Origin of the sequence: Caulobacter sp. DWR2-3-1b2, from assembly GCF_049896345.1 — a bacterium.
GTDB lineage: Bacteria > Pseudomonadota > Alphaproteobacteria > Caulobacterales > Caulobacteraceae > Caulobacter.
In genome coordinates, this window is the sequence record NZ_JAFCUC010000002.1 from 362,859 (window position 1) to 387,354 (window position 24,496).

General features: G+C 65.2%; 16 protein-coding genes, 1 tRNA gene and 1 pseudogene. 9 read left to right on the forward strand and 9 right to left on the reverse strand.

The genetic code is table 11. The features are described 5' to 3' along the window. Positions 1 to 14: 14 nt before the first annotated feature. The 5 genes from ACP694_RS08045 to ACP694_RS08065 form a co-directional block, all read right to left on the reverse strand. The gene (locus ACP694_RS08045; RefSeq protein WP_426011611.1) at positions 15 to 554 is read right to left on the reverse strand and encodes a DUF2497 domain-containing protein; all 540 of its coding nucleotides are present in this window, start codon (positions 552 to 554) and stop codon (positions 15 to 17) included. A gap of 117 nt (positions 555 to 671) precedes the next feature. Further along, positions 672 to 2,192, reverse strand: a complete 1,521-nt coding sequence (locus tag ACP694_RS08050; protein ID WP_426011612.1) for a TolC family outer membrane protein — start codon at positions 2,190 to 2,192, stop codon at positions 672 to 674. A 125-nt stretch (positions 2,193 to 2,317) separates the two neighbouring features. Beyond that, positions 2,318 to 2,890, reverse strand: coding sequence for a protein-L-isoaspartate O-methyltransferase family protein (locus ACP694_RS08055; protein WP_426011613.1), 573 nt, complete (start codon positions 2,888 to 2,890; stop codon positions 2,318 to 2,320). Between the two features lie 94 nt (positions 2,891 to 2,984). Next, entirely contained in the window at positions 2,985 to 4,364 is a 1,380-nt protein-coding gene (locus ACP694_RS08060; RefSeq protein ID WP_426011614.1) for a DUF6880 family protein, read from the reverse strand. Between the two features lie 22 nt (positions 4,365 to 4,386). Then, entirely contained in the window at positions 4,387 to 4,884 is a 498-nt protein-coding gene (locus tag ACP694_RS08065; RefSeq protein WP_426011615.1) for a hypothetical protein, read from the reverse strand. 109 nt (positions 4,885 to 4,993) lie between these two features. On the opposite strand from ACP694_RS08065, the gene ACP694_RS08070 reads away from it, so the two are divergent. Further along, positions 4,994 to 5,392, forward strand: a complete 399-nt coding sequence (locus tag ACP694_RS08070; protein WP_426011616.1) for a hypothetical protein — start codon at positions 4,994 to 4,996, stop codon at positions 5,390 to 5,392. A 32-nt stretch (positions 5,393 to 5,424) separates the two neighbouring features. On the opposite strand, the gene ACP694_RS08075 is transcribed toward ACP694_RS08070, so the two are convergent. From ACP694_RS08075 to ACP694_RS08085, 3 genes are all read right to left on the reverse strand, one after another. Beyond that, on the reverse strand, positions 5,425 to 6,939 hold the full coding sequence (locus ACP694_RS08075) for a tryptophan halogenase family protein (protein ID WP_426011617.1): 1,515 nt from the start codon (positions 6,937 to 6,939) through the stop codon (positions 5,425 to 5,427). A 12-nt stretch (positions 6,940 to 6,951) separates the two neighbouring features. Continuing rightward, positions 6,952 to 8,478 carry a tryptophan halogenase family protein gene (locus ACP694_RS08080; RefSeq protein ID WP_426011618.1) on the reverse strand — a complete coding sequence of 509 codons (1,527 nt, stop codon included), beginning with the start codon at positions 8,476 to 8,478 and terminating at the stop codon, positions 6,952 to 6,954. A 147-nt stretch (positions 8,479 to 8,625) separates the two neighbouring features. Beyond that, the gene (locus ACP694_RS08085; RefSeq protein WP_426011833.1) at positions 8,626 to 11,769 is read right to left on the reverse strand and encodes a TonB-dependent receptor domain-containing protein; all 3,144 of its coding nucleotides are present in this window, start codon (positions 11,767 to 11,769) and stop codon (positions 8,626 to 8,628) included. A 690-nt stretch (positions 11,770 to 12,459) separates the two neighbouring features. Here ACP694_RS08085 and ACP694_RS08090 point away from each other — a divergent pair. From ACP694_RS08090 to ACP694_RS08110, 5 genes and pseudogenes are all read left to right on the forward strand, one after another. Further along, entirely contained in the window at positions 12,460 to 13,482 is a 1,023-nt protein-coding gene (locus ACP694_RS08090) for a LacI family DNA-binding transcriptional regulator (protein ID WP_426011619.1), read from the forward strand. Positions 13,483 to 13,544: 62 nt separating this feature from the next. Then, the gene (locus ACP694_RS08095; protein WP_426011620.1) at positions 13,545 to 15,800 is read left to right on the forward strand and encodes a glycoside hydrolase family 3 C-terminal domain-containing protein; all 2,256 of its coding nucleotides are present in this window, start codon (positions 13,545 to 13,547) and stop codon (positions 15,798 to 15,800) included. Positions 15,801 to 15,993: 193 nt separating this feature from the next. Next, positions 15,994 to 16,068, forward strand: a tRNA-Asn gene (locus tag ACP694_RS08100). A 176-nt stretch (positions 16,069 to 16,244) separates the two neighbouring features. Then, positions 16,245 to 16,490, forward strand: a pseudogene (locus ACP694_RS08105) (protein CapI); the annotation flags it as partial. A gap of 582 nt (positions 16,491 to 17,072) precedes the next feature. Continuing rightward, a complete protein-coding gene (locus ACP694_RS08110; protein ID WP_426011621.1) occupies positions 17,073 to 17,240 on the forward strand; it encodes a hypothetical protein in 168 nt (55 codons plus the stop codon). 593 nt (positions 17,241 to 17,833) lie between these two features. Here ACP694_RS08110 and ACP694_RS08115 read toward each other — a convergent pair. Continuing rightward, positions 17,834 to 18,247 (reverse strand): hypothetical protein, encoded by a 414-nt coding sequence (locus ACP694_RS08115; protein WP_426011622.1) that lies wholly within the window; start codon positions 18,245 to 18,247, stop codon positions 17,834 to 17,836. 762 nt (positions 18,248 to 19,009) lie between these two features. Here ACP694_RS08115 and ACP694_RS08120 point away from each other — a divergent pair. From ACP694_RS08120 to ACP694_RS08130, 3 genes are all read left to right on the forward strand, one after another. Beyond that, positions 19,010 to 21,031 carry an acyltransferase family protein gene (locus tag ACP694_RS08120; protein WP_426011623.1) on the forward strand — a complete coding sequence of 674 codons (2,022 nt, stop codon included), beginning with the start codon at positions 19,010 to 19,012 and terminating at the stop codon, positions 21,029 to 21,031. Positions 21,032 to 22,217: 1,186 nt separating this feature from the next. After that, on the forward strand, positions 22,218 to 22,871 hold the full coding sequence (locus ACP694_RS08125) for a transglutaminase-like cysteine peptidase (RefSeq protein WP_426011624.1): 654 nt from the start codon (positions 22,218 to 22,220) through the stop codon (positions 22,869 to 22,871). A gap of 222 nt (positions 22,872 to 23,093) precedes the next feature. Then, the gene (locus ACP694_RS08130; RefSeq protein WP_426011625.1) at positions 23,094 to 23,711 is read left to right on the forward strand and encodes a hypothetical protein; all 618 of its coding nucleotides are present in this window, start codon (positions 23,094 to 23,096) and stop codon (positions 23,709 to 23,711) included. Positions 23,712 to 24,496 lie beyond the last annotated feature (785 nt).

Consider the following 24,496-nt stretch of genomic DNA (forward strand, 5'->3'; position numbering starts at 1 on the left):
CGGATGACGGCGGATTATACGCCGCGACCGCGAGCGATGCGGTGGACTTCTTCTTCCACCTTGGTCTCGACGATGCGTGGCAGGTTCTGGTCCAGCCATTCCTTCAGCAGCGGCTTCATCAACTCGCGGACCACGTCCTCGAGGGTGCGGCCGTCCTTGGGCATCAGCAGGGCCGAGGTCAGGCTGCCGAAGGCGCTGGCAGCCAGGTTCGAGGCGTGGTCGCCGACCAGGTTCTCGGCGACTTCGTCGCGCGAGAATCCCGACGGAAAGCTGGTTTCCGGAGCCGGCGGCGGCGGCGGCGCGGGTTCAGGCGCGGGTTCCGGCGAATAGACGTCGATATCGCCCACCGACTCCAGCGGCACGGACGGATCGATCGGATCGGTCAGGTCGAGCACGTCGTCTTCAGGCTCGATCTCGGCCAGCGGCGCGGGTTCAGGCGCGGGCGGGGCGGCGGCGGCCTCGGGCTCCGCCGGCGCGTCATCTTCCGAGATGATGCGCCGGATGGAGGCGAGGATCTCCTCCATCGTCGGTTCTTGAGAGGTCTGGTCAGACATGTGCGGGCCGTCTCGAAGGGGTACGAATCCTGTGAGCGCCCAGGCAGGCGCTCACAGCGATGGTGCAGACTTGCGCGGCTTAAGCAAGCTCAAGGATTGGGGCCGCGCCAATTCGTCCTACTTGGACGCGGTCTTGGGCTGGGCCTTGACGGCGGTCGAGGGCGCGCCGACGTGATCGATGGCCTGGATCACCGGCTCCCACGGCACCCAACCGAAGGCATGGTTGACCTTGTCGTAGGACTTGACCGGGTCGTAGCGCTCGACGGCCGGCGCCAGGTTGGCGAGATTCAGCACGCCCATGGCCTGCAGGACGCTGGCGCTCGCGACATATTCGTCGCGTCGGGCGACGACTAGGGAGACCTCGGCATTGGCCAGTTCCAGCTGGGCGTTCAGCACGTCCAGCGTGGTGCGCAGGCCGACCTGCTGCTCCTGGCGCACGCCCTCGAAAGCGATCCGCGTGGCGCGCACCTGCTCCTCGTTGGAGACCAGATTGGACCGCGAGGCCAGCAGGTTGTTCCAGGCGGTGGAGACCTGTTGCAGGGCCGAGCGCTTTGCGCCCTCCACGGCGATGCGGGCGGCGTTCTCGCGCTCGGTGGCGGCGCGCACCTGCGAGCCGTTCAGACCGCCGGTGAACAGCGGCACCGATGCAGTAATAGAGCCGGTCAGGGCGCGGCCATAGTCGCCGAACTGGCTCCCCGCGCCATTGAGGTTTTGGGCGTCCCAGCCCAGGCCGGCGCGGGCCGAGACGGTCGGGCGATAGGCGGACCTGGCGACGGCGACCCGGGCGGCGGCGGCTTGTTCGGCGTAGCGGGCCGCCTGGACTTGCGGGTTGAACTGGTCGATCGAGTCGAAGGCCTGCTCGACGGACGTCGGCAGGAGGGCGGCCAGCGACGGCTCGGGCGCCAGGTCGGTCGGGTTCTGGCCGACCACGGCGGCGTAGGCCGCGCGGCTGGCGGCCAGGATCGCCTGGGCCGACGACTGGCTGGCGCGAGCGGCGGCCAGGCGGGCTTGCGACTGGGCGACGTCGGTCCGGGTGATCTCGCCGACCTCGAAACGGGCGTCGGACTCCTCGAGCTGGCGGCTCAGGACCGCGACGTTCTCGTTGGCGATGCGCAGGCGTTCCTGATCACGACGAACATCGACATAGCTCTGGATGACATTGCCCAGCACCGATTGCTCGACACTGCGCAGATCTTCGCGGCCGGCCAGGACGTCGGCCTGGGCGGCGGTCAGGTTGGCGGTGGCTCGGCCGCCGCTATAAAGCGGTTGGGCCAGTGAAAGGCCAGCGCTGCTGGTATTGATCGTGCGGTTGTCACGATTGGGGACGTTGACCATCGCGCCATTGACGAAGGTGGCCGTCGTGCCCGGATTGGCCAGTTCGGTGCGTTGGCCGCTGACATCGGCCGAGGCGCTGAGCGCGGGACGGAAAGCGGTCTTGGCCTGGACCACGCCTTCGTCGGCGGCGCGCTGGTTGGCGCGCTGAGCCTGAAGCGTGGGGTTGGTCTGATAGGCCAGGGCCAGGGCGTCGGTCAGGGTCTCGGCCATGACTGTCGACGGGAAAGCGACCGAGACGAGGCCCGTCACCAGCCCTATGCTGCAAGCGGCGGCCAACAAAACGGCCCGACGGCTATTCGACATCAAGTTCATCCCCAGACACACGGCGCGACCGCACCCTATATGATCGGCTGTAAGACGCGACGCCAGCGGCCGCTAGTTAAGCTTTTTTCACGCAGACGTTGCGCGGATGTCTCGTGGGCGTGTTGCTAGAAGGTGAAACCGGGTTCCACCGCGAAGCCGGCCAGCATCGGCGGGGTGGAATCGAACACCGCCCGGCGACCGACGCCATCCTCGGCATGAACATAGATCATCGCCCGACCCACCGGCCCGTCGCGCTCGACCACGCCTAGACGGCCGCCGACCGCCAGGGCCTGGGTCCAGCTGGCTGGAGCGCGCGGCACGGCGCCTTCGCAGATGATCAGGTCATAGCCGGCGCCGGGCACGGCGGTCAGGTCGTCGCCGTCGAGCCGGGTGACGGTCAGGCCCATCTTTTCCAGCACGGCGGCCGCATAGGGCGCGGCGATGCACAGGGCCTTGTCGCCTTCACGGGGACGCAGGTTCTGCAACAGCTTGCCGAGGTCACGCGGGCGCAGCAGCCAGCGGCCGGGAGCGTACTCAACATCGGCGTCGGCATAGGCCAGATGGCCCTTGCCGGCCGGCACGCAGGCCTCGCGCGCCACGACGCGCAGGGCGTCCTGCAGCGGCAGATCGGTGACATCGGCCACGCGGATCTGGCTTTCGACCATGTTGAGGCGCGCGGCGGCGAAATCGGAGCTCATGGAATCCCTCAAAGGGCTGGATTTTCAAGCCCGCTTATAGGTCCCCCGCTCGGGTCTAGGCAATCGGGGCTTTTCCCGAAGGAAGCGCCGAGATCTACCAGCGCCGATAGCCCACCACGCGGGCCGCGAAGGCCTCGGCGTCCTCGTGATCGCTCCAGTCGGCGATGGCCGGGACCAGGGAGGCGATTTCCAGCATCTGATGCTGGGCGTCCTTGTAGCGGGCGACGCGGGCGTAGCGGGCGGTATCCAGGATCAGGGCGCGCAGCAGCAAGGTGGCGGCCAGGGGGTGGCGGCCCTCGATGGCGCGGGCGGCTGGCTCCAGCAATTCGGGCCGATCGCCGTCCAGCTCCGAGGCGCGGCGCAGCACCAGGCGCGCGGCGCGATCCCAGGCCGGCCAACGGATCAGGAAATCGAGCGCCGCGTGCAGGTCGTGAAAGTCTTCCGCATGGGCCAGGGCCTTGTCCTCGGCCTCGACGTCGTCGAAATCGGGCAGGCGCTTGAGATAGTCTCGCAGCCGCTCGACCGACAGGCCGCGCTCGAAGCCGGCCCAGCGCATGTCCTGGGCCAGGTCGCCCTGCCCGCGCGCCTCCAGCACGTCGATATAGGTCTCTTCCCATTCGAGCGCCCCGGGTCCAGGCAGGCTGGGTCGTCCCAACACCGTGCCGATCAGTTGGGCGAAAGAGCCCGGCGTCGCGCGGTCGAGCGCCGCGATCGCCTCGTCCAGCCGCCCCGCCGCCATCAGCCGGCGGGCGATCTGGGTCCCGATGGGCGGCAGCACGGCCTGGGAGTCGGTGAATTGGGCGATGTAGCCATCGACGTCGCCCAAGGCGTCGGACAGGACCTGAACTGCGGCCTTGAATGTGCCGCTGACCCGCTTCTGCGAGGCCATGGCCGTCTGGATCCGGGCCCGCAGAATGGCGATGGCGTCCTGGCCCATGGCCGGCAGGGCGTTCTTCAGCACGCGCGGCGCCAGGCCGGCGCGGCCCGAGACCAACAGATCATGGAGCTGGTCGGTCAGGAGGCGCGGATCTGGCATGGCCACGGCAGAGATGCTCGCCACATCCTCGACGGCCAGATCAAACACCGCATCGACCTCGCCCTTGGCGTCGGCGGTGCGTTGAAACACCCAGTCGGCCAGGTCCAGGAAGCGCAGCATCATCGACAAGGCCAGGGCGGCGTCGAGTTCGGTCAACCGACCGGCAATCATCGCCCGCACCATGTCCAGCTCGCGGACGAACTCCTTGTGCTTGCGCCAGTGGATGCGGGCGCGGCTATCGGCGACGGACTCGATGCGCTTGGCCAGCTCTGCCGCCAGGTCCCCTGCCCCCACCTCGCCCGCCAGCTCCAGACGAAGCCGGCGCTTGATCTGGGCATGACCGTCGGCGACATCGATCAGCAGATCGGCCAGCCGCTCGGCGCCCAAGGCGGCCAGATTGGCCGTCGTCAGGGTCTTCTTCGAGCCCGTACGCTTCACCGTCGCCAGCGGAGTTCTCCCGTCACGCGTCCATGGTCCGAGCCAGGCGACTCGCCAGGTTCGGAAGCACAGTCTCTAACACGACGGCATAGGCGGAGGCTGCATGGGGCGCGTCGAGGCCGTGCGCGCGCTTAAAGGCGTCCTCGACGACCATGGCCTGCTGCTCGAGGTTCAGGGCCGTGAAGACCGGTTCGCCGGTCAGGTCGTAGGCGTAGGCGGCCGGCCCGTCCCCGGCCCGCAGCTTGGCGATCAGCAGGTTGAGACCGTGCTGCGCCTGCCAGACATGCACCAGCTCATGGACGAAAAGCGCCTGGTCGCGGACGGAGACGTCGGAAGCGGTGAAATCCGGCCGCGCGCCTCGCGCCGGCCAAGCCATCAACCGGCCGCTGGCGGCGAAGGCGCGGCTCCACAGCGGCATCGCCCAGAGCCGCACGCGCGTGCTGTCCAGCGCGCGACCAAACACCTGGGCGCTTAGCGCCCGTTCGCCGTCCGTGAGCCGACGCAGGCGACCGGGCCTCATGCATGTGTGGCCGATGGGCATCACTCGCCAACGTCCGCTTTCTTGAGGGGATCCGCCGGGAACAGGTGAGCGGTGGCCGTGTTGAATTAACGCATTGGAAAATCCTAACATGGCCAAGGGCTGGGTAGTACTGGGTGGAACGGCGCTGGCGAGCGTGGCGCTGATGATCGCCGCCCCCGCCATGGCCCAGACCTGCCGTGGCCCCACGCCGTCTGTCGGCCAGACGGTCACTGGCCCGGTGATGCATGTTCTCGACGGCCGTACCCTGTGCGTCGCCCAGGGCCCGACGCCCGACCAGTGGATCCCGCTGCGGATTTCGTCGTCCATCGCGCTGATGACCGACGATCGCGAAAAGCTGATGTCTGCCGCCTTCGCTCAATCCCTGCGTTGCGATGTCACCGGCGGCCGCGGCGTAACACGCACGGCCAGTTGCACCCTGGCGGGTCGGCCGCTCGACACCTTGCTGGCCGACCCCGCGGTAGTCACCCAGGCCAGGGCCCGGCGGTAAACCTGGTCTTCTCCGCCCGCGCAACAAAAGGGTCAGGCCGACCGCCTGAACGGCTCGGCCGGGCAGTGCTGGCTCAGGAAGTCCTGGTGGCTGGGCAGCGTGGCGACGAACTCGGCCAACATGGGCGCTGACTTGTCCATCAGGTTCATGATCACGCCCAGCGGAATGCGATCGACCAACTGCTGGTAGCGTTGGGGCCGGATGCCCATGCCTTCCATCACCGACTGCCAGCTGGGGGCGCGGAACATGTCGTCAACCCCGTCGCGCAGCGCGGCGCTGGCCTTGAACAAGGCGATCCGCGTCTTCAGGCTTTCAGGCAGTTCGACCGCCTGGCAGGCGCGCCAGAACGGCGTGTCACCGCGGGCGGTCACCGAATAGTGCAGCACGACGAAGTCACGGATCTCCTCGTAGTCGGCGGTGATCCGGCGATTGTACTCGGCCGCCAGGATGGGGTCGGCGTCCATGTCCGGCATGAACCGCAGCAGATAGTCCATGCCCTTGTAGATCAAATGCAGGGCGGTGGATTCCAGCGGCTCGATGAAGCCGGCGGCCAGGCCGATGGCGACGCAGTTCTTGACCCAGGGCCTCTGGCGCATGCCGGTCTTGAACGGGATGACATTGGGGCCGAGCACCACCTCGCCCTGGACCTGGCTCATCAACACGGCGGTGGCTTCGTCGTCGCTGAGATATTTGCTGCAGAACACGTAGCCGTTGCCTGAGCGATGCTGCAGCGGGATGCGCCAGCGCCAGCCGAAGTCCTGGGCCTGGGCCAGGGTGTAGGGATGGGGCGCGCCGACATTCTCGGTCTGCAACGCAATCGCGCGGTCGCACAGCAGCAGGTCGGACCAGTCGCGGAAAGGCTCGTCCAGGGTCTTGCCGACCAGCAAGGAGCGGAAGCCCGAGCAATCGATGAAGAAGTCGCCCGCCACCTCGCGGCCGTCCTTCAGGATCACTTTCTCGATGCCACCGTCGGCGCGGGTGGCCACATTGGTGACGATGCCTTCCGTCCGCTTGACGCCGCGCGTCTCGGCGAAGTCGCGCAGATACTGGGCCACCAACTTGGCGTCGATGTGCAGGGCGTAGTTGGCGTTGGCGATCATCGTGCGCTGGGCCTTGGCCGGCAGCATGAACTTTCCCGTGTCGGCCATCACCGTGGCGGGCGCGAAGTCCTGCAGCGCCGACGGATGGCCGTTCTGCTTGGCGCGAAGCCAGCACTGATAAAACTCATTGATCTCCAGCGGTCCGCCGATCTGGCCGAACGGATGGTAGTAGGTTTCGCCCTTCTGGCGCCAGTTCTCGAAGCGGATGGCCAGCTTGAAGGCGGCTTGGGTCTTCTGGATGAAGTCCTGCTCGTCGATGCCCAAGGTTCGGATCAGCTGCAGGAACGGCGGGATGGTCGATTCGCCCACCCCGATCGTGCCGATCTCCTCGGATTCGACCAGCTCGACTTCGGTGGGGCCGTTCTGGAAATAGTGGCTGAGCATGGCCGCGCAGATCCACCCAGCCGAACCGCCGCCGACGATCACGATCTTGTTCAGATGAGCCATGAGGTCGTTTCCTTACTCGGCCGCGACGGCCTGAGGCCGGGCATACTGTTCGATGAAATCGCCGTGAGTCGGTGAAGCGTCGACGGTCTCGCGCACCGATTTTCGCATCTCGGTCAGGGCGGCCGACAGCTGCCGCACGTCCAGCCCATCGACGCTGGCGTCGTAGGTTTCCGGCAGCATTTCGAACCCATCATAGATCGCCAGCCAGCTGGGTTGCGAGAACATCTCCCAGCGATAGCGGATGAAGTGTCCCTGGGCGCGCCACAGGTCGATCTTCTTCTGGAGCGTGTCGGGCACGCTCATCTCGCGGCAGTGTCGCCAGAATCCGGTCGGGTCGTCCGTCCTCTGGTTGGCCTTGTAGTGCAGGATGATGAAGTCGCGGACGCGCTCCATCTCCAGCCGCGACATCGCGTTGAACTCGTCGATCACCAGCGGGTTGAAGTCGCGGTTGGGGAACAACTGCTTGATCTTCTCGATGCCCGTCTCGATCAGGGCGATGCTGGTGCTCTCGAGAGGCTCGAGAAAGCCCGATGCCAGGCCCAGGGCGATGCAGTTCTTGTTCCAGGCCTTCAGCCTGCGGCCGGGATGGAAGCCGATCTTGCGGGGCTCGTGTAACAGACGCTCGTCGAGGGAGCCCACCAGCACGGCCTTGGCGTCCTCGTCGCTCGTATGGCGGCTGGAATAGACATAGCCATTGCCGTAGCGATGCTGCAGCGGAATGCGCCATTGCCAGCCGGCCGGGCGGGCAGTGACGTCGGTGTAGGGCGGCGGAGCGCCCTTCCCTTCGCTCTGCACGGCCAGGGCGGAGTCGCACATTAGCCACTCGCTCCAGTCCTCATAACCAGTGTGCAGCGCCTCCTCGATCAGCAGGCCGCGGAAGCCCGAGCAGTCGATGAACAGGTCGCCCGCGACGCGCCCGCCGCTGTCGAGCGTAACGGACTCGATGAAGCCGTCCTCGCCGCGCAGGTTGACGTCGGTGATCCTGGCGTCGAGGCGGCGCACACCGGCCCGCTCGGCGACCTGGCGCATCAGCTTGGCGAACAGGCTGGCGTCGAAATGCAGCGCCCAGTCGAAGACCGACAGCGACGAGGGCGGGTTGCGCGACGGGGTGACAAACTTGCCGCCCGCCGCCAGGCTTGCGCCCAGCGAATAGTCGGCCAGAGGAACATCCTCACCATTGGCCCGCAGCCGCATCCAGTAGTGGTGAAAGGCGACGCCCTTGAGGTCTTGGCCGTACAGGCCAAAGGGGTGGATGAAGCATGAGCCGGGCCGCAGCCAGTCGTTGAAGCGGATTCCCAGCTTGCAGGTGCCGCCGGTGGCGCGGAGCACGTCGATGTCGGACAGGCCCAGCGCCTGGTAGAAGCGGCGGATGGTCGGGATCGTGGCCTCGCCCACGCCGATCGTGCCGATCTGCGAGGACTCGATCAGGGTGATGTTGATCAGCGCGTTTCCGAAGTGATGCTTCAAACTGGCGGCCGCCATCCAGCCGGCCGTACCGCCGCCAACGATGACGATCTCGCGGATACGGTCATGCGCCATGCTCAGTCCCCAAACGCTCGAAGCACTTCGGCTTCCGTGTCGCGGGCGTCGAGCACGCCCGTCTTGTGGTCCATGCTATCGCCCCCGCGCGAAAAAAGAAGCCGCCGTGACAGGGGTCACGGCGGCCCGCAGGGAGGGGTGGAGGCGCTAGAACTTCGCGCGCACGCCGATGGTGTATCGGGCTTCGAACTCGTTCTGGCTGAAGTACTGAGTCTTACCTTCCGCAAACTTCACGTAGTAATTCTCAATCTCTCCGGTCACGTTTGAGCCGTTGGCGTAGACCACGACATTGTCGCGAACATTGTAACTGACATTGACGTCGACATAGCCCGTGGCCTTCTGGAAGATCGGCAGGTTGTCGCCGGAGCTTCCAGCCACCGTGGACAACCGGTCAGTACGATAGTTGTAGGCCACGCGGGCCTGGAACTTGTCGTCCTGGTACCAACCGATCAGGTTGTACTGCTGTTTTGAGTTATCGGTGAACGGCAGTTTCTTGCCATCGAGACCAAGCCGTGATTCCGAGCTGGGCGAGTAGGTGTAGTTAGCGTCGACGCCGAAGTTGGAGAAGAAGCCGCCGCCGGCCAGCAGGTCGCTCAACGCCAGCTTGGTGCCGACTTCGACGCCCTTCACCGAGCCGCCGTCGCCCTGGATGGGCTGGCTGACATTGACGGTGCGCGGGGTGCCGTCCTCGTCCTTGAAGGTGCCGGTGGTGGTGCCGCCGGTGACGAAGCTGTCGATCTTCAGCTTGAAGGCCGACAGGTTCACCATCGAGGCGCTGCCGAAATAGTACTCGACCGCGCCGTCGAAGTTGGTCGAGCGCCACGGATCCAGGTTCGGGTTGCCCGAGGAGCTGGCGCCGGTCACGCAACGGCCGGGCTTGGTGCCGCAGTCGGCGGTGGAGATGCTGAGACCGCCGCCGTAATTGCCCAGATCCAGCGGTTGCATGGTCTTGCTGTAGGCGAAGCGGAACTTCAGGTGGTCGTCGAAGTCATAGACAGCGTTCAGCGACGGCAGCCAGTCGGTATATTTGCGGGTGGAGACCGTGTCGCCGACGTCCAGATTGGTGTCGCCGTAGTTCTGGGTGGCGCCCGTCAGGTTCTGCTTCACCAGGAAGTGCGTCTGGATGACATGCAGGCCAAGGTTACCCGACAGCTTGCCGGCCGCGAAGTTCATCACGCCGTAGGCGCTCTGCTCCTTCAGGGTCACGTCATAAGTCGCGCCGGGGATCTGATAGCGGACCGCCGCGCCGAACACCTTCTTCTGGAACGAAGCCACATCGTCGAAGTCATGCGGATCGACGACCCAGAAACCCGGCATGCCCTGGGTGACGCCACCCAGGTCGGTGAGGAAGATGACGTTGTTGTGGGCGTCGATCTTGGTCGGCCGGTTGACCGTATAGCCCTGGAAGCAGGTTGGGGTGTTCTTGCGATCGTTGGCGCCAAGGCCCGGGGGCGCGGTGCAGTTTGAAGGCCCGGTCCCGAGCGGCAGGGTCGAATTGTAGGCGGGGTTGGAGACGACTTCCCCCGCCTGGCACTGGTCCTGGCTCATGACGACGTCGATAGCCTTCCACTGGGCGAAACAGCCGGCGGCCGGAACCGGTTGGCCGTTCAGTTGCACCGCGCCCGGCGAGCCGCCGTAGAACGGCGAGAACAGGTGGAACGACTCGACGTTGACGGACCGGTCGCTCTGGCGAACCCCGGCGTCGATCTTGGTGATGAAGCCCAGGAAGTTATTATCGAACTTGTAGTGACCCTCGGCGCGGAACACGTTCATGTCCGAGTCGACTTCGTTATTGCCTTCCGAGGAGAACGCCGCGATCGCGTAGCTGTCCTTGTTGGCCATGTAGTCCTTGAGCGTCTTGCCGGCGCCAAGACCGCCAACCAAAGGCTTGTCGAAGCCGCTCCAGATCGCCTTGTCGCCGCTGATATTGTAGTGCAGCTGCGGATTGGCGCCGTAACCTTGCGGGTTGGGGTTCAGATAACAGCCGCCGGCGCTGCCGACGACCGCGTTGCTGCGCTGCGAAGCCGGATACTGCGAACAGATCGACGACGGATAGAACGGACCTCGGGTGCGGTCGGCGGGGTCGCGGAACAGGTTGAAGCGGCCCGGCGCGTACTGCCAGTTGCTCAGGTCGCCCTGGGCTTGGCCGTTCATGCTGAGGCGGTTGCCGTTGGCGCGGATGGCCCGCACCTCGCTCGTGAACTTGCCGCCGTTGTCGTATTTCAGTTCGAGGTTGTAGTTCTTGGTCGTCGACTTGGTGGTGCGGTTGACCGAAAAGGTGTTCACCCACCAGGCGTCGATGTCGTACTCATCGACAGCCACCCACGGGCGGCCATTGCCGGTGCTCTTCTGGCCGGTGGCCTCCGAGACCGTGGGCTGGGTCCAAACGCCGAAGGCGCCGCCGTCCCAACGGTTGGAGATATTGATGCCCGCGGCGCGGTTGTATTCGTCGAGCTTGGCGTAGAATCCCTCGGCCACCAGCGTGAAGCCTTCGCCCAGGTCGGCCTCGAACGAGACATTGACGCCCAGGCGCTTGCGCTCGTTCACGCGGTTGAAGCTTTCGAAGCCGTGCGGCGAAACGAAGTTGTTGGCGGCGCCGCCACCCCAGTCGTTATTGCCGGACATGCCGACCACGCCAGAGGAGTTGTTGCCCAGGTTCGACTCGCTGCCGGCCACCGAGGCCAGGATACCGACGCGGTCGTTGCGCCAGCTGACCAGGGCATTGGCGACGTAGTCGTTTTCCTTGGTGCGTTCGCCGGTCTGGCCTTCGAGGCCGCCGGCGATCTGGAACCCTTCCTGCATCTGGAACGGACGACGGGTGCGCAGGTCGATGGTGCCGGTGATGCCCGACAGGGCGTTCTTCGGATCGGTCGACTTGTAGACCAGCACCTGGTTCATCAGTTGCGAGGGCACGTCGAGCAGGTTTGGCTGGGCCGAGCCCATGTTGCCGGCGCTGAGATACTGTTCGCCGTTCAGCAGGGTGATGACCTGGGCCAGACCGCGGATGTTGACCGTGGCGCCTTCGCCTGCGTCGCGTCTGATCTGGATGCCCGGGATCCGCTGCAGCGAGTCGGCGATGGTGACGTCTGGCAGCTTGCCGATGTCTTCCGATGAGATGGCGTCGACGATCGAGGCTTCGCGCCGCTTGACATCGACCGAGCGCATCTGCGAGCCGCGGATGCCGGTGACGACGATTTCCTCGACCTGGGCGGGCGCGTCCGGCGCCGCCTGGGCCCAGGCGCTGGTGGCCAGCGCCATGGTCGATGCGCCCGCCAGCAGCGTCAGGGTCATGCCCCGCGCCAAGACGGACTTGTGGGTTGGATTGGACAAGATCTTCGCTCCCCAAACGTTTTTATGGCCGTTCTTGACCCCCGCCGGTTTCGACGAGGGCTGCAATCAATTCGCCTGGTGCTCAGGACATCCGGCCTGCCCGGAAGGTCCTGCGTTCAGGCGAAATCTGTAGGCGCCCCCTGCGTCTCGAGACGCACACGCTGGCTCACGCCCTCCCCAGCCGCAGTGCAAGATCGGCAAATGTCCGCTCCGTGTCAACTGGAATGTCAACGTTGTCATTTTGTGAGGAAGAGCGTGGAAACGGGCGATGCAATGGAATTTACTGGCCGCCCGACGCAAACCTCATCCCCAGATACAGCCCACAAACCTCTGATGATACTTATCAATTCACCCTGATAGGGATGGACCGACCTTACACCGGGAAGGCTTGAGAGTCGGCGTTTGGCAGGCCACCAAGCCATGCCCAGCCCTGACTAGGTAGTTGCTTTCCCCCGCTGCGCGAGAAATCGCTGTTATGAAATGTCTCGAAGTGTCCATAAATGTCCAACTGGATGTCTATTACAGACAAATAATGTCCTCAGGCATGACATCGTTGTCGGGTTGGGCTATGGGTTCCTTGCTGGCAAGCGGTAGCGGTTCCAGTGATCAGGCGCGACGCCGAGAAATTTGAACCCTAGGTGCGACGACGTAATGGCGACGATCCATGATGTGGCGCTTCAGGCGGGAGTGTCGCCCAAGACGGTCTCGCGGGTCATGAACGACCACGAGAGCGTCACCACAAAGACTCGCGAACGCGTCCGCAACGCCATGCAAGCCTTGAATTATCAGCCGAACGCCGTGGCGCGCACGCTGCGCTCGCAGACCGCTCCGGCGGTCGGCATCCTGATGGGCGACCCCAGCGGCGGCTATCAGACCCGCGTCCATCACGCCCTGATGGTCGCCTGCCTCGAGAACGGCCGCCACCTGACGGCCGAGTTGGTCGAGGGCGACATGGCGCGCTGGGAAGACCGGATTCGCGCCTTCGTCACCGAAGGCGGCATTCGAGAGATGGTTCTGCTGCCGCCGGAATGCGATTTCGCGCCGCTCAAGACCCTGCTGCGCGAGCACGACGTGCGCTGCGTGCTGATCTCGCCAACCAGCCCCGATTCGCAGTCGCCCGGCATCGTCATGGACGATCGCGCTGCGGCCCGCGAGGTGGTCGAGCATCTGTTCAACCTGGGCCACACGCGGATTGGCCACATCGCCGGCCACCCGGACCACGCCGCCAGCACCCTGCGCCGCAACGGCTTCAACGAAGCCTACGCCGCCGCCGGCAAGCCGCGCCCCGACCCCGCGCTGATCGTGCCTGGCGATTTCACCTTCAAAGGCGGTCTGATCGGTGCCCAGGCCCTGTTAGACATGGCCGATCCACCTACCGCCATCTTCGCGGCCAATGACGACATGGCCGCAGCGACCTGCATGGAAGCCCAGCGTCGCGGTCTGAAACTGCCCGACGAACTGTCGGTGGTCGGCTTCGATGATGCGCCAATCGCCGCGGCCATCTGGCCGTCCCTGACGACTATTCGCCAACCCTTCGACCAGATGACTCGCCGGGCCATCACCGCCTTCTCGTCCTGGAACGCCAACGAGGCGCTGGGCAAGTCGGCGGCGACAATCCTGACCCAGCATAGTCTGGTCATCCGCGAATCCACCGGCCCCGCTCGGGCCGGCTAGAGCCAAACGCCAGAATGCGTCGGCGAGCGTTCGCCGACGCCAAGAATGATGTGGGAGGTACTATGAACCGACAATCCGTGCAGGGCCTGGCCCTGGCCTTGATGCTAGGCGTGTCCATCGCCGCCGTGTCGCAAGCCGCGCAGGCTCAGACCGCCGCCGCCTACCCGGCCACGCAGCCGTGGTTGGATGCGAGCCTCGACCCCGACGCCCGCGCCGACCTGGCGTTGAAGGCCATGACCCAAGACGAGAAGATGACCATCATCTTCGGATTCTTCGGCTCGGAAATGGCGCCCAAATACACCCGCGTGCCCCAAGCCCTGCCTGGCTCGGCCGGCTATGTGCCGGGGATCGCGCGTCTTGGCGTTCCGGCCCAGTTCCAGACCGACGCCGGCGTCGGCGTGGCCACCCAGGGCGGCGAGCCCAAGAAGCGCGAACGCACAGCCCTGCCATCCGGCATGGCCACCACCGCCACCTGGAACCCCGACCTGGCCTTCAAGGGCGGCGCGATGATCGGCTCGGAAGCGCGGGATTCCGGCTTCAACGTCATGCTGGCCGGCGGGGTCAACCTGGTTCGCGAGCCGCGCAACGGCCGCAATTTCGAATATGGCGGCGAGGACCCGTTATTGGCCGGCCGCATGGTCGGGGCCCAGATCAAGGGCATCCAGTCCAACGCCATCGTCTCGACGATCAAGCACTACGCCGTGAATGGCCAAGAAACCGGACGCTTCGTGTTGGACTCCAAGATCGGCGAGGCCGACGCCCGGACCTCCGACCTGCTGGCCTTCCAGTTCGCCATCGAGGACGCCGACCCACATTCGGTGATGTGCTCGTACAACCGCCTCAACGGCGACTACGCCTGCGAGAATGATTTCCTACTCAACAAGGTGCTCAAGCAAGACTGGGGCTTCAAGAACTACGTGATGTCCGACTGGGGCGCGGTGCATTCCAGCGCCAAGGCGATCAACGCCGGCCTCGACCAGGAATCCGCCGGCCAGGCCTTCGACAAGCAGAACTTCTTCCAGGGCCCGCTGAAAGGCGCCTTGACCAAGGGCGAGGTCTCACAGGCCCGCCTCGACGACATGGCCCGTCGTATCCTGCGCGGCCTGTTCGCCAGTGGCGTGGTCGAAAAGCCGGTCAAGATCGCCGCCATCGATTACGCGGCGCACGCCAAGGTCACCCAGGCCGACGCCGAGGAAGGCATCGTCCTGCTGAAGAACGACAAGGGCCTGCTGCCGCTCGCGGCTTCGGCCAAGAAGATCGCGGTGATCGGCGGCCACGCCGATGTGGGTGTCCTATCGGGCGGTGGCTCGTCGCAGGTCTATCCGATCGGCGGCCGCGCGGTGACGGGCGAAGGTCCAGCCAGTTGGCCCGGCCCGATGATCTATTTCCCCTCCTCGCCCCTCAAGGGCCTGAAGGCGCGCTTGCCCGGCGCCGAGATCCGCTATGCCGACGGCAAGGATCTGGCCGCCGCCGCGAAGCTGGCGGCCGACAGCGACGTCGTCCTGGTGTTCGCCACCCAATGGAACGGCGAGTCGTTCGACAGCCCGCTGACCCTGGAGAACAATCAGGACGCCCTGATCGACGCGGTGGCCTCGGCCAACACCAGGACCGTGGTGGTGCTGGAGACCGGCGGCCCGGTCCTGATGCCGTGGCTGCCCAAGGTGGGCGGCGTGGTCGAGGCTTGGTATCCCGGCTCGGCGGGCGGCGAGGCCATCGCCCGCGTCCTGACCGGCGAAGTGGACGCTTCGGGCCGGCTGCCCGTCACCTTCCCAGCGGCGCTGGCGCAATTGCCGCGCCCCGTGCTGGACGGTGATCCCAAGAAGCCCGACGACAGCTTCCCGGTCGACTACACGATCGAGGGCGCGGCGGTCGGCTACAAATGGTTCGACAAGCAGGGCCACCAGCCGCTGTTCGCCTTCGGCCACGGCCTGTCCTACACCAGCTTCGCCTATGACAACCTCAAGGCCACCAGCAAGGACGGCGTCGTGACCGTCAGCTTCGACGTCAAGAACACCGGCCCCCGGGCGGGCAAGGCCGTGCCGCAGGTTTATGTCTCGCCCAAGGCGGGAGGCTGGGAAGCGCCGCAGCGCCTGGCCGCCTTCAGCAAGGTCGATCTGGCTCCTGGCGCCACAACAAGCGTCACCCTTGCGGTCGATCCGCGCCTGCTGGCGACCTGGGACTCCAAGGCCCACGGCTGGTCCGTGGCGGCCGGTGACTACACCGTTACCCTGGGCGCCTCATCGCGCGACACGGCCGCCAAGGTCGATGTCGCGGTGGCGGTGGCGGCCATCCCGGTCGGCCTGATGAAGCCCCGGTAAAGCCTTTTGGTCGCAGGTCAAATTAAGGTCTGATTAACCATAAAGGCCCAATTTCGGCTGGTCTTCCTTGAAGACACCCCACCATCACTGACTTTCAACAGCTCGACGCAAGTCGGGCTGTTTTTTTGTCCGAATGCGCTTGCACCGAGTTAAACGGGCGGCTATCACCCGGCCTCTTCCTGAGGCGACCTGTTCCGCGGTAGCTCAGTGGTAGAGCAGCCGGCTGTTAACCGGCTGGTCGTAGGTTCGAATCCTACCCGCGGAGCCACCTCTCCCCCCGAGGCCCTCATGGGTAAGGGGTTCGATGGGGGTGGAGATGAGAGCGCCCTACATTGCGCCCCACATCGTAACTCGACTGTAGCGGCCGAAAAATCTGGGCCTGGCGAACGCCATTCGCCGTGGTCGGCGTGGTTTTGATCCGCCCTCGACTCGACAATACCGCAATTCTACATCGGCGATTCCAAACCCGTCGGTCTGATGGACATGATCCGGATTCTCGAGAAGGCGCTCGGTCGCGAGGCGGTCAAGATCATGCGTCCGATGCAGCCCGGCGACGTCACCGCCACCTATGCCGACGTCTCCAAACTTCGCGCCCTGACGGGCTATGACCCCAAGGTGGCGCTGGACGATGGCCCGCCGCGCTTCGTCGAATGGTGGAGAAGCTGGAACGGTCGAAACGCCGTCTCATAGGGGGCGGGGACCGTCCGAACAACCTGCGGTTGGCGCGCCACGCCCTCGTCCGCCCCCCGTCTGCGCCGGCGCGTGATCGTCGCGCCCGAGGCCACAGGCGCGCCGCAAGCCCGGCGGGCACGGCGATCGGCCGTCCGACGATGCGGGTCCGTCCGGCACGATGAGCGTCGGCCCGCCTCGCCCGCGAGGGGGTCTCCTCGAAACGCTCACCGGCCCGAGTTTTCTGCCAAGATCGCCGCTGACGCCCTGACCGCCGCGCAACCGGCGGCGCGCATGCGGCTATGGCCTCGCGGTTCGAGGCGCCCAGAACCTCCATGCCGCCGTGCAATTGTGGAACCGGAGCGTTGAACCCCGCGCCGGGCGCTTGGGAAAGGGCCATGGCTCGCCGCCTTTTCGAAGACGGCGAGCCTTTTCATCCAGCCCGTCGAGGCGATCCGCGCGAGGCGGAGCCGGGCGCGACATTGGGCCTACACCGCCCGCAAGCCGCCAGGCGGCCGTGTCCCGGGGACGGGGCCTGCGGTTACGCGCCGGAGCTGGTTTGGACAGCGCCCTCGGGGAACAGCGAGGGCGGACCGGCATTGGATGGGGACGCTGATTGATTTGCCCGCGCGATCCGACGCGAGACAACAGGCGCGGGGCTGGCTGAAGGCGGAGCGGATTTCACATTTTGTGCTGTTTCAGCAGGTCAAGGTGCACGACCCGAACGAGGGTCGCCGGTTCAAGACCTCGATCGCCGCCCACCTGGCCTGACCGGCCCCCCCGGACGGGCGGACTCGCAAGCCGGGCAGGCCGCACGGATCGGACCAAAGCCGATTTCGGGGGAGCGCCTGGCCGCTCGCCGACGCCCTTCCGATCGGCCTCGCCTCCCGACCGTCATCGCCCTCGCCCGTCCGGCTCCCCGTGGGAAGCGGCGGGACTTCGATTGGGGCGCTTGTCCAAGGGCGGCGCTCGGATGCCGCAAGGGAGCGGACTTGCGCCGCGCGGCGCTGAGGACGGCTGGCCGAGGGTGATCCGAAGGGCCGTGCGTGGAGATCAGACACGCCAACAGGATGGCGGGGGTCACGGGCTTGGCCAGAGCGCGGAGTCGGTCCTGCGGCGTCCTGCACAGCCCCGTCGCCGCGCCGTCGGATCAGAACGGGTCAGGCTCGACGGAATCGCCCCCAGACCGGCCGCCTCGCGTGCGCAAGGGGACGCAAGGTTCGCCAGACCGCCGCGCCGGTGACGCGCGTTCGGTTGTCAGGTCCCGCGCGATGACATCGATCCAGCGGCGCGACGCGGCCAGACGTCACCACCCGCCTATTGTTCCGACTGACGGGCCTTGGCCTGAGACCCCGCTCCGGCCACTATCTTCCGTCGAGCGAGGCCCGATCGCGTGTCCGACGGGTCAGTTGCGGCGCGGAGGTCCGCGAGCGACGAGAACCGCCCCGTCTTCGGTCAGCCCAGGCGAGAGAGGCCAAGGTGGCGTCCGGCGATGTCCGAACGAGACGACGCAATTGCTCGATCATCCCGGGGAGCAAGGCGATCCCGATCCCCAGCGCATCAGCTGAAAAGTCCGCCAAAAACATACTGCGGCCCGTCAGGCCCTGGGCCAGTTCGGTCAGGACCCCGAAGACCAGCATGACGACGGCCAGGTCGGTGCGTCGGCGCCGCGGAGCGACGGCGAACAGGATCTGGGTGACGGCGAAGGCGGCGATGGCGTGAGCGGGCTTGTCGGTCAGGCCGAACACATGCTCCAGACCCTGAAAGGGACCAAGCACGAGGGATCAGCCCGACGACGAAGGCGACGCGCAAGGCAGTGAGGACGCGTCGAGGCGTAAGCATGGGACGGTAAGTCCTATCAACCGTCCTGAAAGTGTCGCTGAGTGTCACAAAGTCCGGTGAAAGGGTATGCTCAACAAGTGATGAACCCTACAGTTCGCCGCCCCTCGGCGAGAGGTGCGCTCGTCGCCGGACGGGCTGGCTGGCTGGCTGGTGGCTGCGATGATGCCATGGTCTTTGCGAACAACGGGCCAAACAGCACCATTTGGTCGTCGGCGGTGACTGACGATCGCGCGACATGAAGACATGTCGGGCAGCAGGCATCATTCCCCTTGCAAGCCCGGCGCCTCGCACGGAGCCTCAGCTAGCGTCACCATACGCCGTAGTCAGGAAACAGCGCCATAGCCGGATCCTGCTGTCAGGCAGCCAAGTCGCCGACTTGCGCGCTGATCTTGATCGGGTCAACGCCGAGCTGATCAAGGCAGGATCCTTCATCGCTGACTGCATGCAGGAAAACCAGGGCTCGCGTCTAAAGCATGGCGGAGCCTGATGCCGAACCTGTTCGCGCACTGGGTCGGCGGGGCCGTCCGCCTCTCCTTCCGCAGTCCAGTTGCGAACGCCCACCTCAGGCTTCTGCCTCGGGCTTCTACAGCGTCAGTAGAGACTGCCCATCAAGGGCGGACCATCATTGCGCGCGGGAATGGAGAGTTGCTAAAGTTCAGGGGGCGAACGACCGTTCTGTCAGCCGGAGCGGAAATCCAATGCAGAGTCCGACCTTTCGACCGGATATCGCAGCGCTCCGCGCCATCGCAGTCGCGGCGGTCGTCCTGTTTCATTTCGGCGTTCCGGGCATAAACGGCGGCTATGTCGGCGTAGATGTCTTCTTCGTGATCTCGGGATTCCTGATGACAGGCATCGTGACGCGCGCCTTACAGCGAAAGACGTTTTCGCTTTGGGGCTTTTATCGGGCCCGCGCCGAACGGATCATGCCCGCACTCGCCGTGCTCTGTCTCGTATTGGCCGTGCTCGGCCTGACAGTACTGGATCCCATGACGGCGCGGGAGATCGGGATCAGCATTCTGGCCACCCTTACCTTCACCTCCAACATCCTGTTCTGGTCTCAGGACGGTTATTTCGCCCCCGGCGCCGACGCCCAATGGCTGCTGCACACATGGTCTCTCTCGGTCGAATGGCAGTTCTATTTCGCCTTCCCCATTTTTGTGATGCTGATCTGGCGGATTGATTTCCTGCGGCGTCGATTTGGCGCCGTTATGATCGCAGGCACCGTTCTGTCGTTCGTCGCCTGCGCGGCAGCGGGTATGCTCGGCGAGGGAGCTGTCAAGACCAGCTTTTTTTTGCTGCCCTTCCGGGCTTGGGAGCTTCTGCTGGGCGGCCTCGTGGCCTGCTATCCGCTGTTGTTCTCGCGCATGCCCTCCCCGCTCGTCATCACGACAGGACTGGGAATGATCGTCGTGTCGATCCTTGTCTTCGACCCGACGACGATCTGGCCCGCCTGGAACGCCCTGCTGCCGACGCTGGGGACGGCCCTCGTCATCTGGGCGGGAGGGCGGTGGGACGGCTGGTCGAACTTACCGGGCGTGCAGCGGATCGGTGCTTGGTCATATTCGATCTATCTGTGGCACTGGCCAGTCGTCGTTGGACTGGCTTATTTGGGCCTGCGCCACAACGTCCCCGCGATCGTTGGGGGAGTTGTGGGCTCAGTCCTTTTGGGCGCCCTGTCGCATGTGACTTTTGAGGTGCGGATGCGCAAACGCCTGTTCGGTCGAACGGGCAGGCTGGCCGTGACATCCGCATTGGCGGGTCTTGCGATCCCTTTGGGAATTGGAGCTGTCGCAGCATCGAGCAATGGACTGGAGGCCCCCCGCATCGCCCACTTGTCGCCCGAGATTCAGGCCGCCCTCAGGGATTACAGGGCCGCCACGTCTGATCGTCGCTATCCAGCCGACTGTGTCGGCGGAAAGATTTCCGAAGGCCTGCTCGCCATCTGTCAGATCGGCGATCCATCAGCTCGCGACACCCTGATCATCGGCGATTCACACGCGCAGCAACTAACTCCACGCGTGTCGCAGTTGTTCGAGAACCGCCCCGGCGGCGTAACACTCGTGACACGGGGCGGATGTCCGACCCTGCCTTTGGTCAACCTTACGACGCCAGGCAACAATTGCGCAGATCGCAATCGCGCCGCTTTCGACTATGCGCTCACCCAGCCATACCATCACATTGTGATCGCAGCGTTCTGGTCCGGGTATGTCGAACCCGCCCAGGAGACGGGCGTGTTGCAGCGGAAGCTTTGTTTCGTCACCTCAAGCGGGTGCCGAACGCCCTTGGATGAGGCCGGCTACCTCGCCCAAGTCGATCGGGCCGTGGACCGGCTGGGGATCGAACTTAAACGGCTCAAGCGCGCAGGACGGCAGATCACGCTGGTTCTGGCCGTGCCCTATGCCTTCAGCAACGATCCACGACGATTGTACGCCGAGACCTTTCTGACCCGCAGACTGGTCGCTCCCCTTGGCATTCCCCGCGATCAGATGACCGCGCCGCAGCGCCGCTTGCGCGACCGCCTCATCGCCATGGCTGGCGCAGCGGGCGTCGATGTGGTCGATCCACGCGACACCATGTGCGGCGCTCGAACTTGCCCTTCGACCGATGACGGCAGGGTCATCTACATGGACAACAACCACATCCGGTCTACGATGGTCGTGCGGCCGGAGTTTGCCTATCTCGATCGGGACATGATCCCCGAACATCAAGGCAGCCGCTGAACGCCAGCTTTTGCTTGATTCTCGACCGAACTGTGAGACTCGGGGGCCGGCGTCAACGCCAACGCGGAGGGTCAAGGTCTGTGCCCTAGTCGCCGCTGGCCTTCGGCGTCTGCTCGGATCGACGTTCCCGTGGATCGAGTTCAGCCCCCATGTCGGCCGAATGGACGCGACCTGAACGGGAAGGTCGAAAAGGCGTAGGAAAGACCGGGTGAGTCCGGTTCCCGTCAGCCCAGGACGAACACACCGCCTATGCTCGGATGCCCAGGTCGATCCATGGGCACCCTCAGGACCTCTTCAGCATCATAAAGCCGACGCTACCCGAGCTGCGTTCCTGGTAATTGATTAGGCGTTCTAACCTCTGCTCATTCAGACGGTGCATGCTGATCCAAGGGCCACCTGACCGGCGTGAACGGTTTAACCCCGCCGCCTCACCCGCGATTTGCTCCGGGTTTCCTCGGCGCTATGCAGCCGAGCCAGGCGCTCCGAAGGAGCCAAGCCCGTCCTATCGCAAAGCGGCACGCTCTCTTGAGTTTAGAACAGCAGTATTTTTTGCTTAGCATCCAGCCAGCCGCGCCAATCTTAACGACCATCAACCATCTTCGATCACAGCCCAAAAACTATAGCTGTAAAGCGCATTTTAGACTCGGCGCGTCAATGTCTCCGCATGGCTGGAGAACCCTACATGCCGCGCCGGATACTGAACGTCACCGCAACGCTATTCGTTCTCGCTGCGGGAGCCGCAGGCGGATCCGCGCGGGCGGCCGAGGCCGATCGGGCCATGCACGTCTCCATGCCTTTGGGCCTCTCCGTCCCGGCCCCGAGCGGATTCCTGGAGTTCTGCCGCCGAACCCCGGAACAATGTCAGTCCTCAACGACAGAGGGACGAAACCCCGCCGCAGCCGCGCGACACGCCTCTCAACTCTACTGGCGAAACGTGTTTGCGCGCGGCGCCGCCCCCGGTCCTGCGTCGAACGGCGTGAGGGTCCAGTCCGCTGCGCCCAGCAGCAACACGCCCCTCCCCCGCAGCGCGGGTCGTGACGCATATGACCGGCCCTATGGCCTTCCAACCGTCGGCTCGCCTGGCCGCCCGGATGTGGTCATCGCCCCCCGCCTGCAGCCGGCGATGACGGGCGGACCTCATCGTCCTTCGGCGACAGAAGCCGGCGATCAGCAGGCGGAGACCCCCGTGGCCGATGGCGCCTCTCACGCGTCCGACTTCGCCGCCTCCTCCAATCCCTCCGCGCAAAGCATTGCGCAGATCGGCGGCGTGCCGGGTGCGGGGTCGCCTGAGCTCACCTCAACCCAAGCCGTTCCGGGATTCGCAGAGGCCGATCAACCTTCGCCGCCGGCAGCCCTCTCCGCCAATGACCTGGAGAGTGCCCGACCGGCTGCCGACACCGTTCTGGCCCTCACGCCCGAAACCTGGACGCTGCTCAACACGGTCAACCGCCGGGTGAACTACAGCATCCGCAAGGCTTCCGACCAATCCACCTTCGGAAAGGCGGACTATTGGCAGTCGCCAACCCGAGACGGCGCCCCCGGCGATTGTGAAGACTATGTCCTGGCCAAACGCCAGGCCCTTATTGCGTCAGGCGTCCCTGCGGCAACGCTTTCCATCGCCATCGTCCAGACGCGTTGGGGCGAAAGCCACGCCGTCCTGCTCGTCATCGGCGACACGGGCGAGGTCGTCCTCGACAGCCTGTCGCCGGCGATCTTGCGCTGGGATTTGGCCCCCTACACCTGGCGCGAGCGCCAGGCTCCGGGACAGGTGTTCGAGTGGATGACCATACCCGCTCCGGGCCTGCCTTCAAGAGCGTCCCAAATCACCGCGGCTTCGTAATCCAGGTTCCAGGCTGCGAGACGCGGGGGCGCGCTCGCGTGACGCACGGAGATGACGCTCGCCCGCTGAATTCCTGCCTCTAGGCTGATCTGGGCCGGCGTGATACCAGAACGACTTCATGGCAATCCCGCAAAGCGGGTACAGGCCGAGACCTCAGCGGGAACCTTCCGGGTCAGGAAAGCTTTTGGTAAGAGCCTTAAGCCAAGGCATGGTGAATTTTTGATGCGCAGATCTGTCCTCACTCTTGTCGCCCTCCTCAGTGTCGGTGCCGGTTCTGCAGCCGCCCAGACCAACTGCGGCCGACCCGACGAGATTGTTCCAGCAGTCAAAACGGCCGCCGAGGACCTTCTGGGCGCCAATGTGGTTGGGCGCTCGGCCTATGCGTGTGCACGCCCCTGGTCGGCGAGCGCCATCTTCGAAAAGGCCCTGGTCGCCCGACCGTCCATCCTCTCACGGTTCAACCTTGCTTCGGCCTATGCCGCCAGCGAGCGACTCGACGCGGCGGCGGCCCTCTATCGATCAGTGGTTGAGGACGGGCAGTTTGTGACCTTGCGACTTGACCCCAAGCTAAACGAGAGGACCAGGACGTCCATCCGCGTCAACGCAACGGACGAGGCGCAAAGGCGACTCGATGGCCTGAGCGCCAGGCTGCAGAGTAACGTCGCGCCAGCGGCCATCGGGGGGGGCGCCGAGGATGGATCGAGCGACAGCATCGCACTTTCTCCGCTTCATTCGGCGACCCTGGCGATCATTTCGTCGGCCCATGTGGACGAGGATCGCGCGCTCTATTTCGACGGTCTGGCGGCGGCTCCAGCCGACCTTAAAGGGGTTACGCCTTAAAAAGGGTCGCGTTTTCCCAGGGAGGCGTCCCGCCTTGATGAGCCGTTCGGACGCGAAAGATCGGGCCCCCAGTCGCTATGCTGCTTGCGGCATGTTTCGGACATAGAGAGCCGTCCGCCGCGTCGACTCAGATCTCCATTTCCTCTGGCGTCGCGGACTGCCCACTGGCCTCAAACCGAGTGCTGTGAAACGGCCCCCCAAGCTCGTCCCGGGTCACTGCAGCGGGCGAACAAATACAGTCGTCCCACGCATTGCACCAGGGCAGGACAAGGGCCCGCGGAGAAAAGGCGTTGGGTGACGGGACACGCGACCGCGTGGCCCTGTGAACCACAACGCGCCCGTCAAGGCTTTCCTGACCAGGGCGGCAGGCCGTCCATCCGGCCCGCGGCGGCCACGGCCGACTAGAAACGATGGAATATTAAGCCGATCCTCGGCTCGCGGGGGCTCAAGCCTCGCTCTGGTCAGGGTTGAAGCCTGAGCGGCCTGCGTACAGCGCCCTTTGAGGGGAGCTCAGCACAGGTCAATGCGACCCTGTACGGTGACTAGGTTTCGAACACTGGGCCGTTGGTAAGTCTAGAAGGCCGACACGTCTGTTCTCTCTGGCCCAAACAACGAGCTAAGGCCAGGCGTCAAACGCCTGACAAACTGGGTGGCCCTATCCCACCACCCGTCTGGTCATTACTCGCCAAATCTTCTAGCAGACGCCTGAAGTTGGTTATCCGAGGTTTAACCTCGTTTCCAAACCACAAGTTACGGTTTTCAGGGCGAGTATTGAGCTCCTTTCG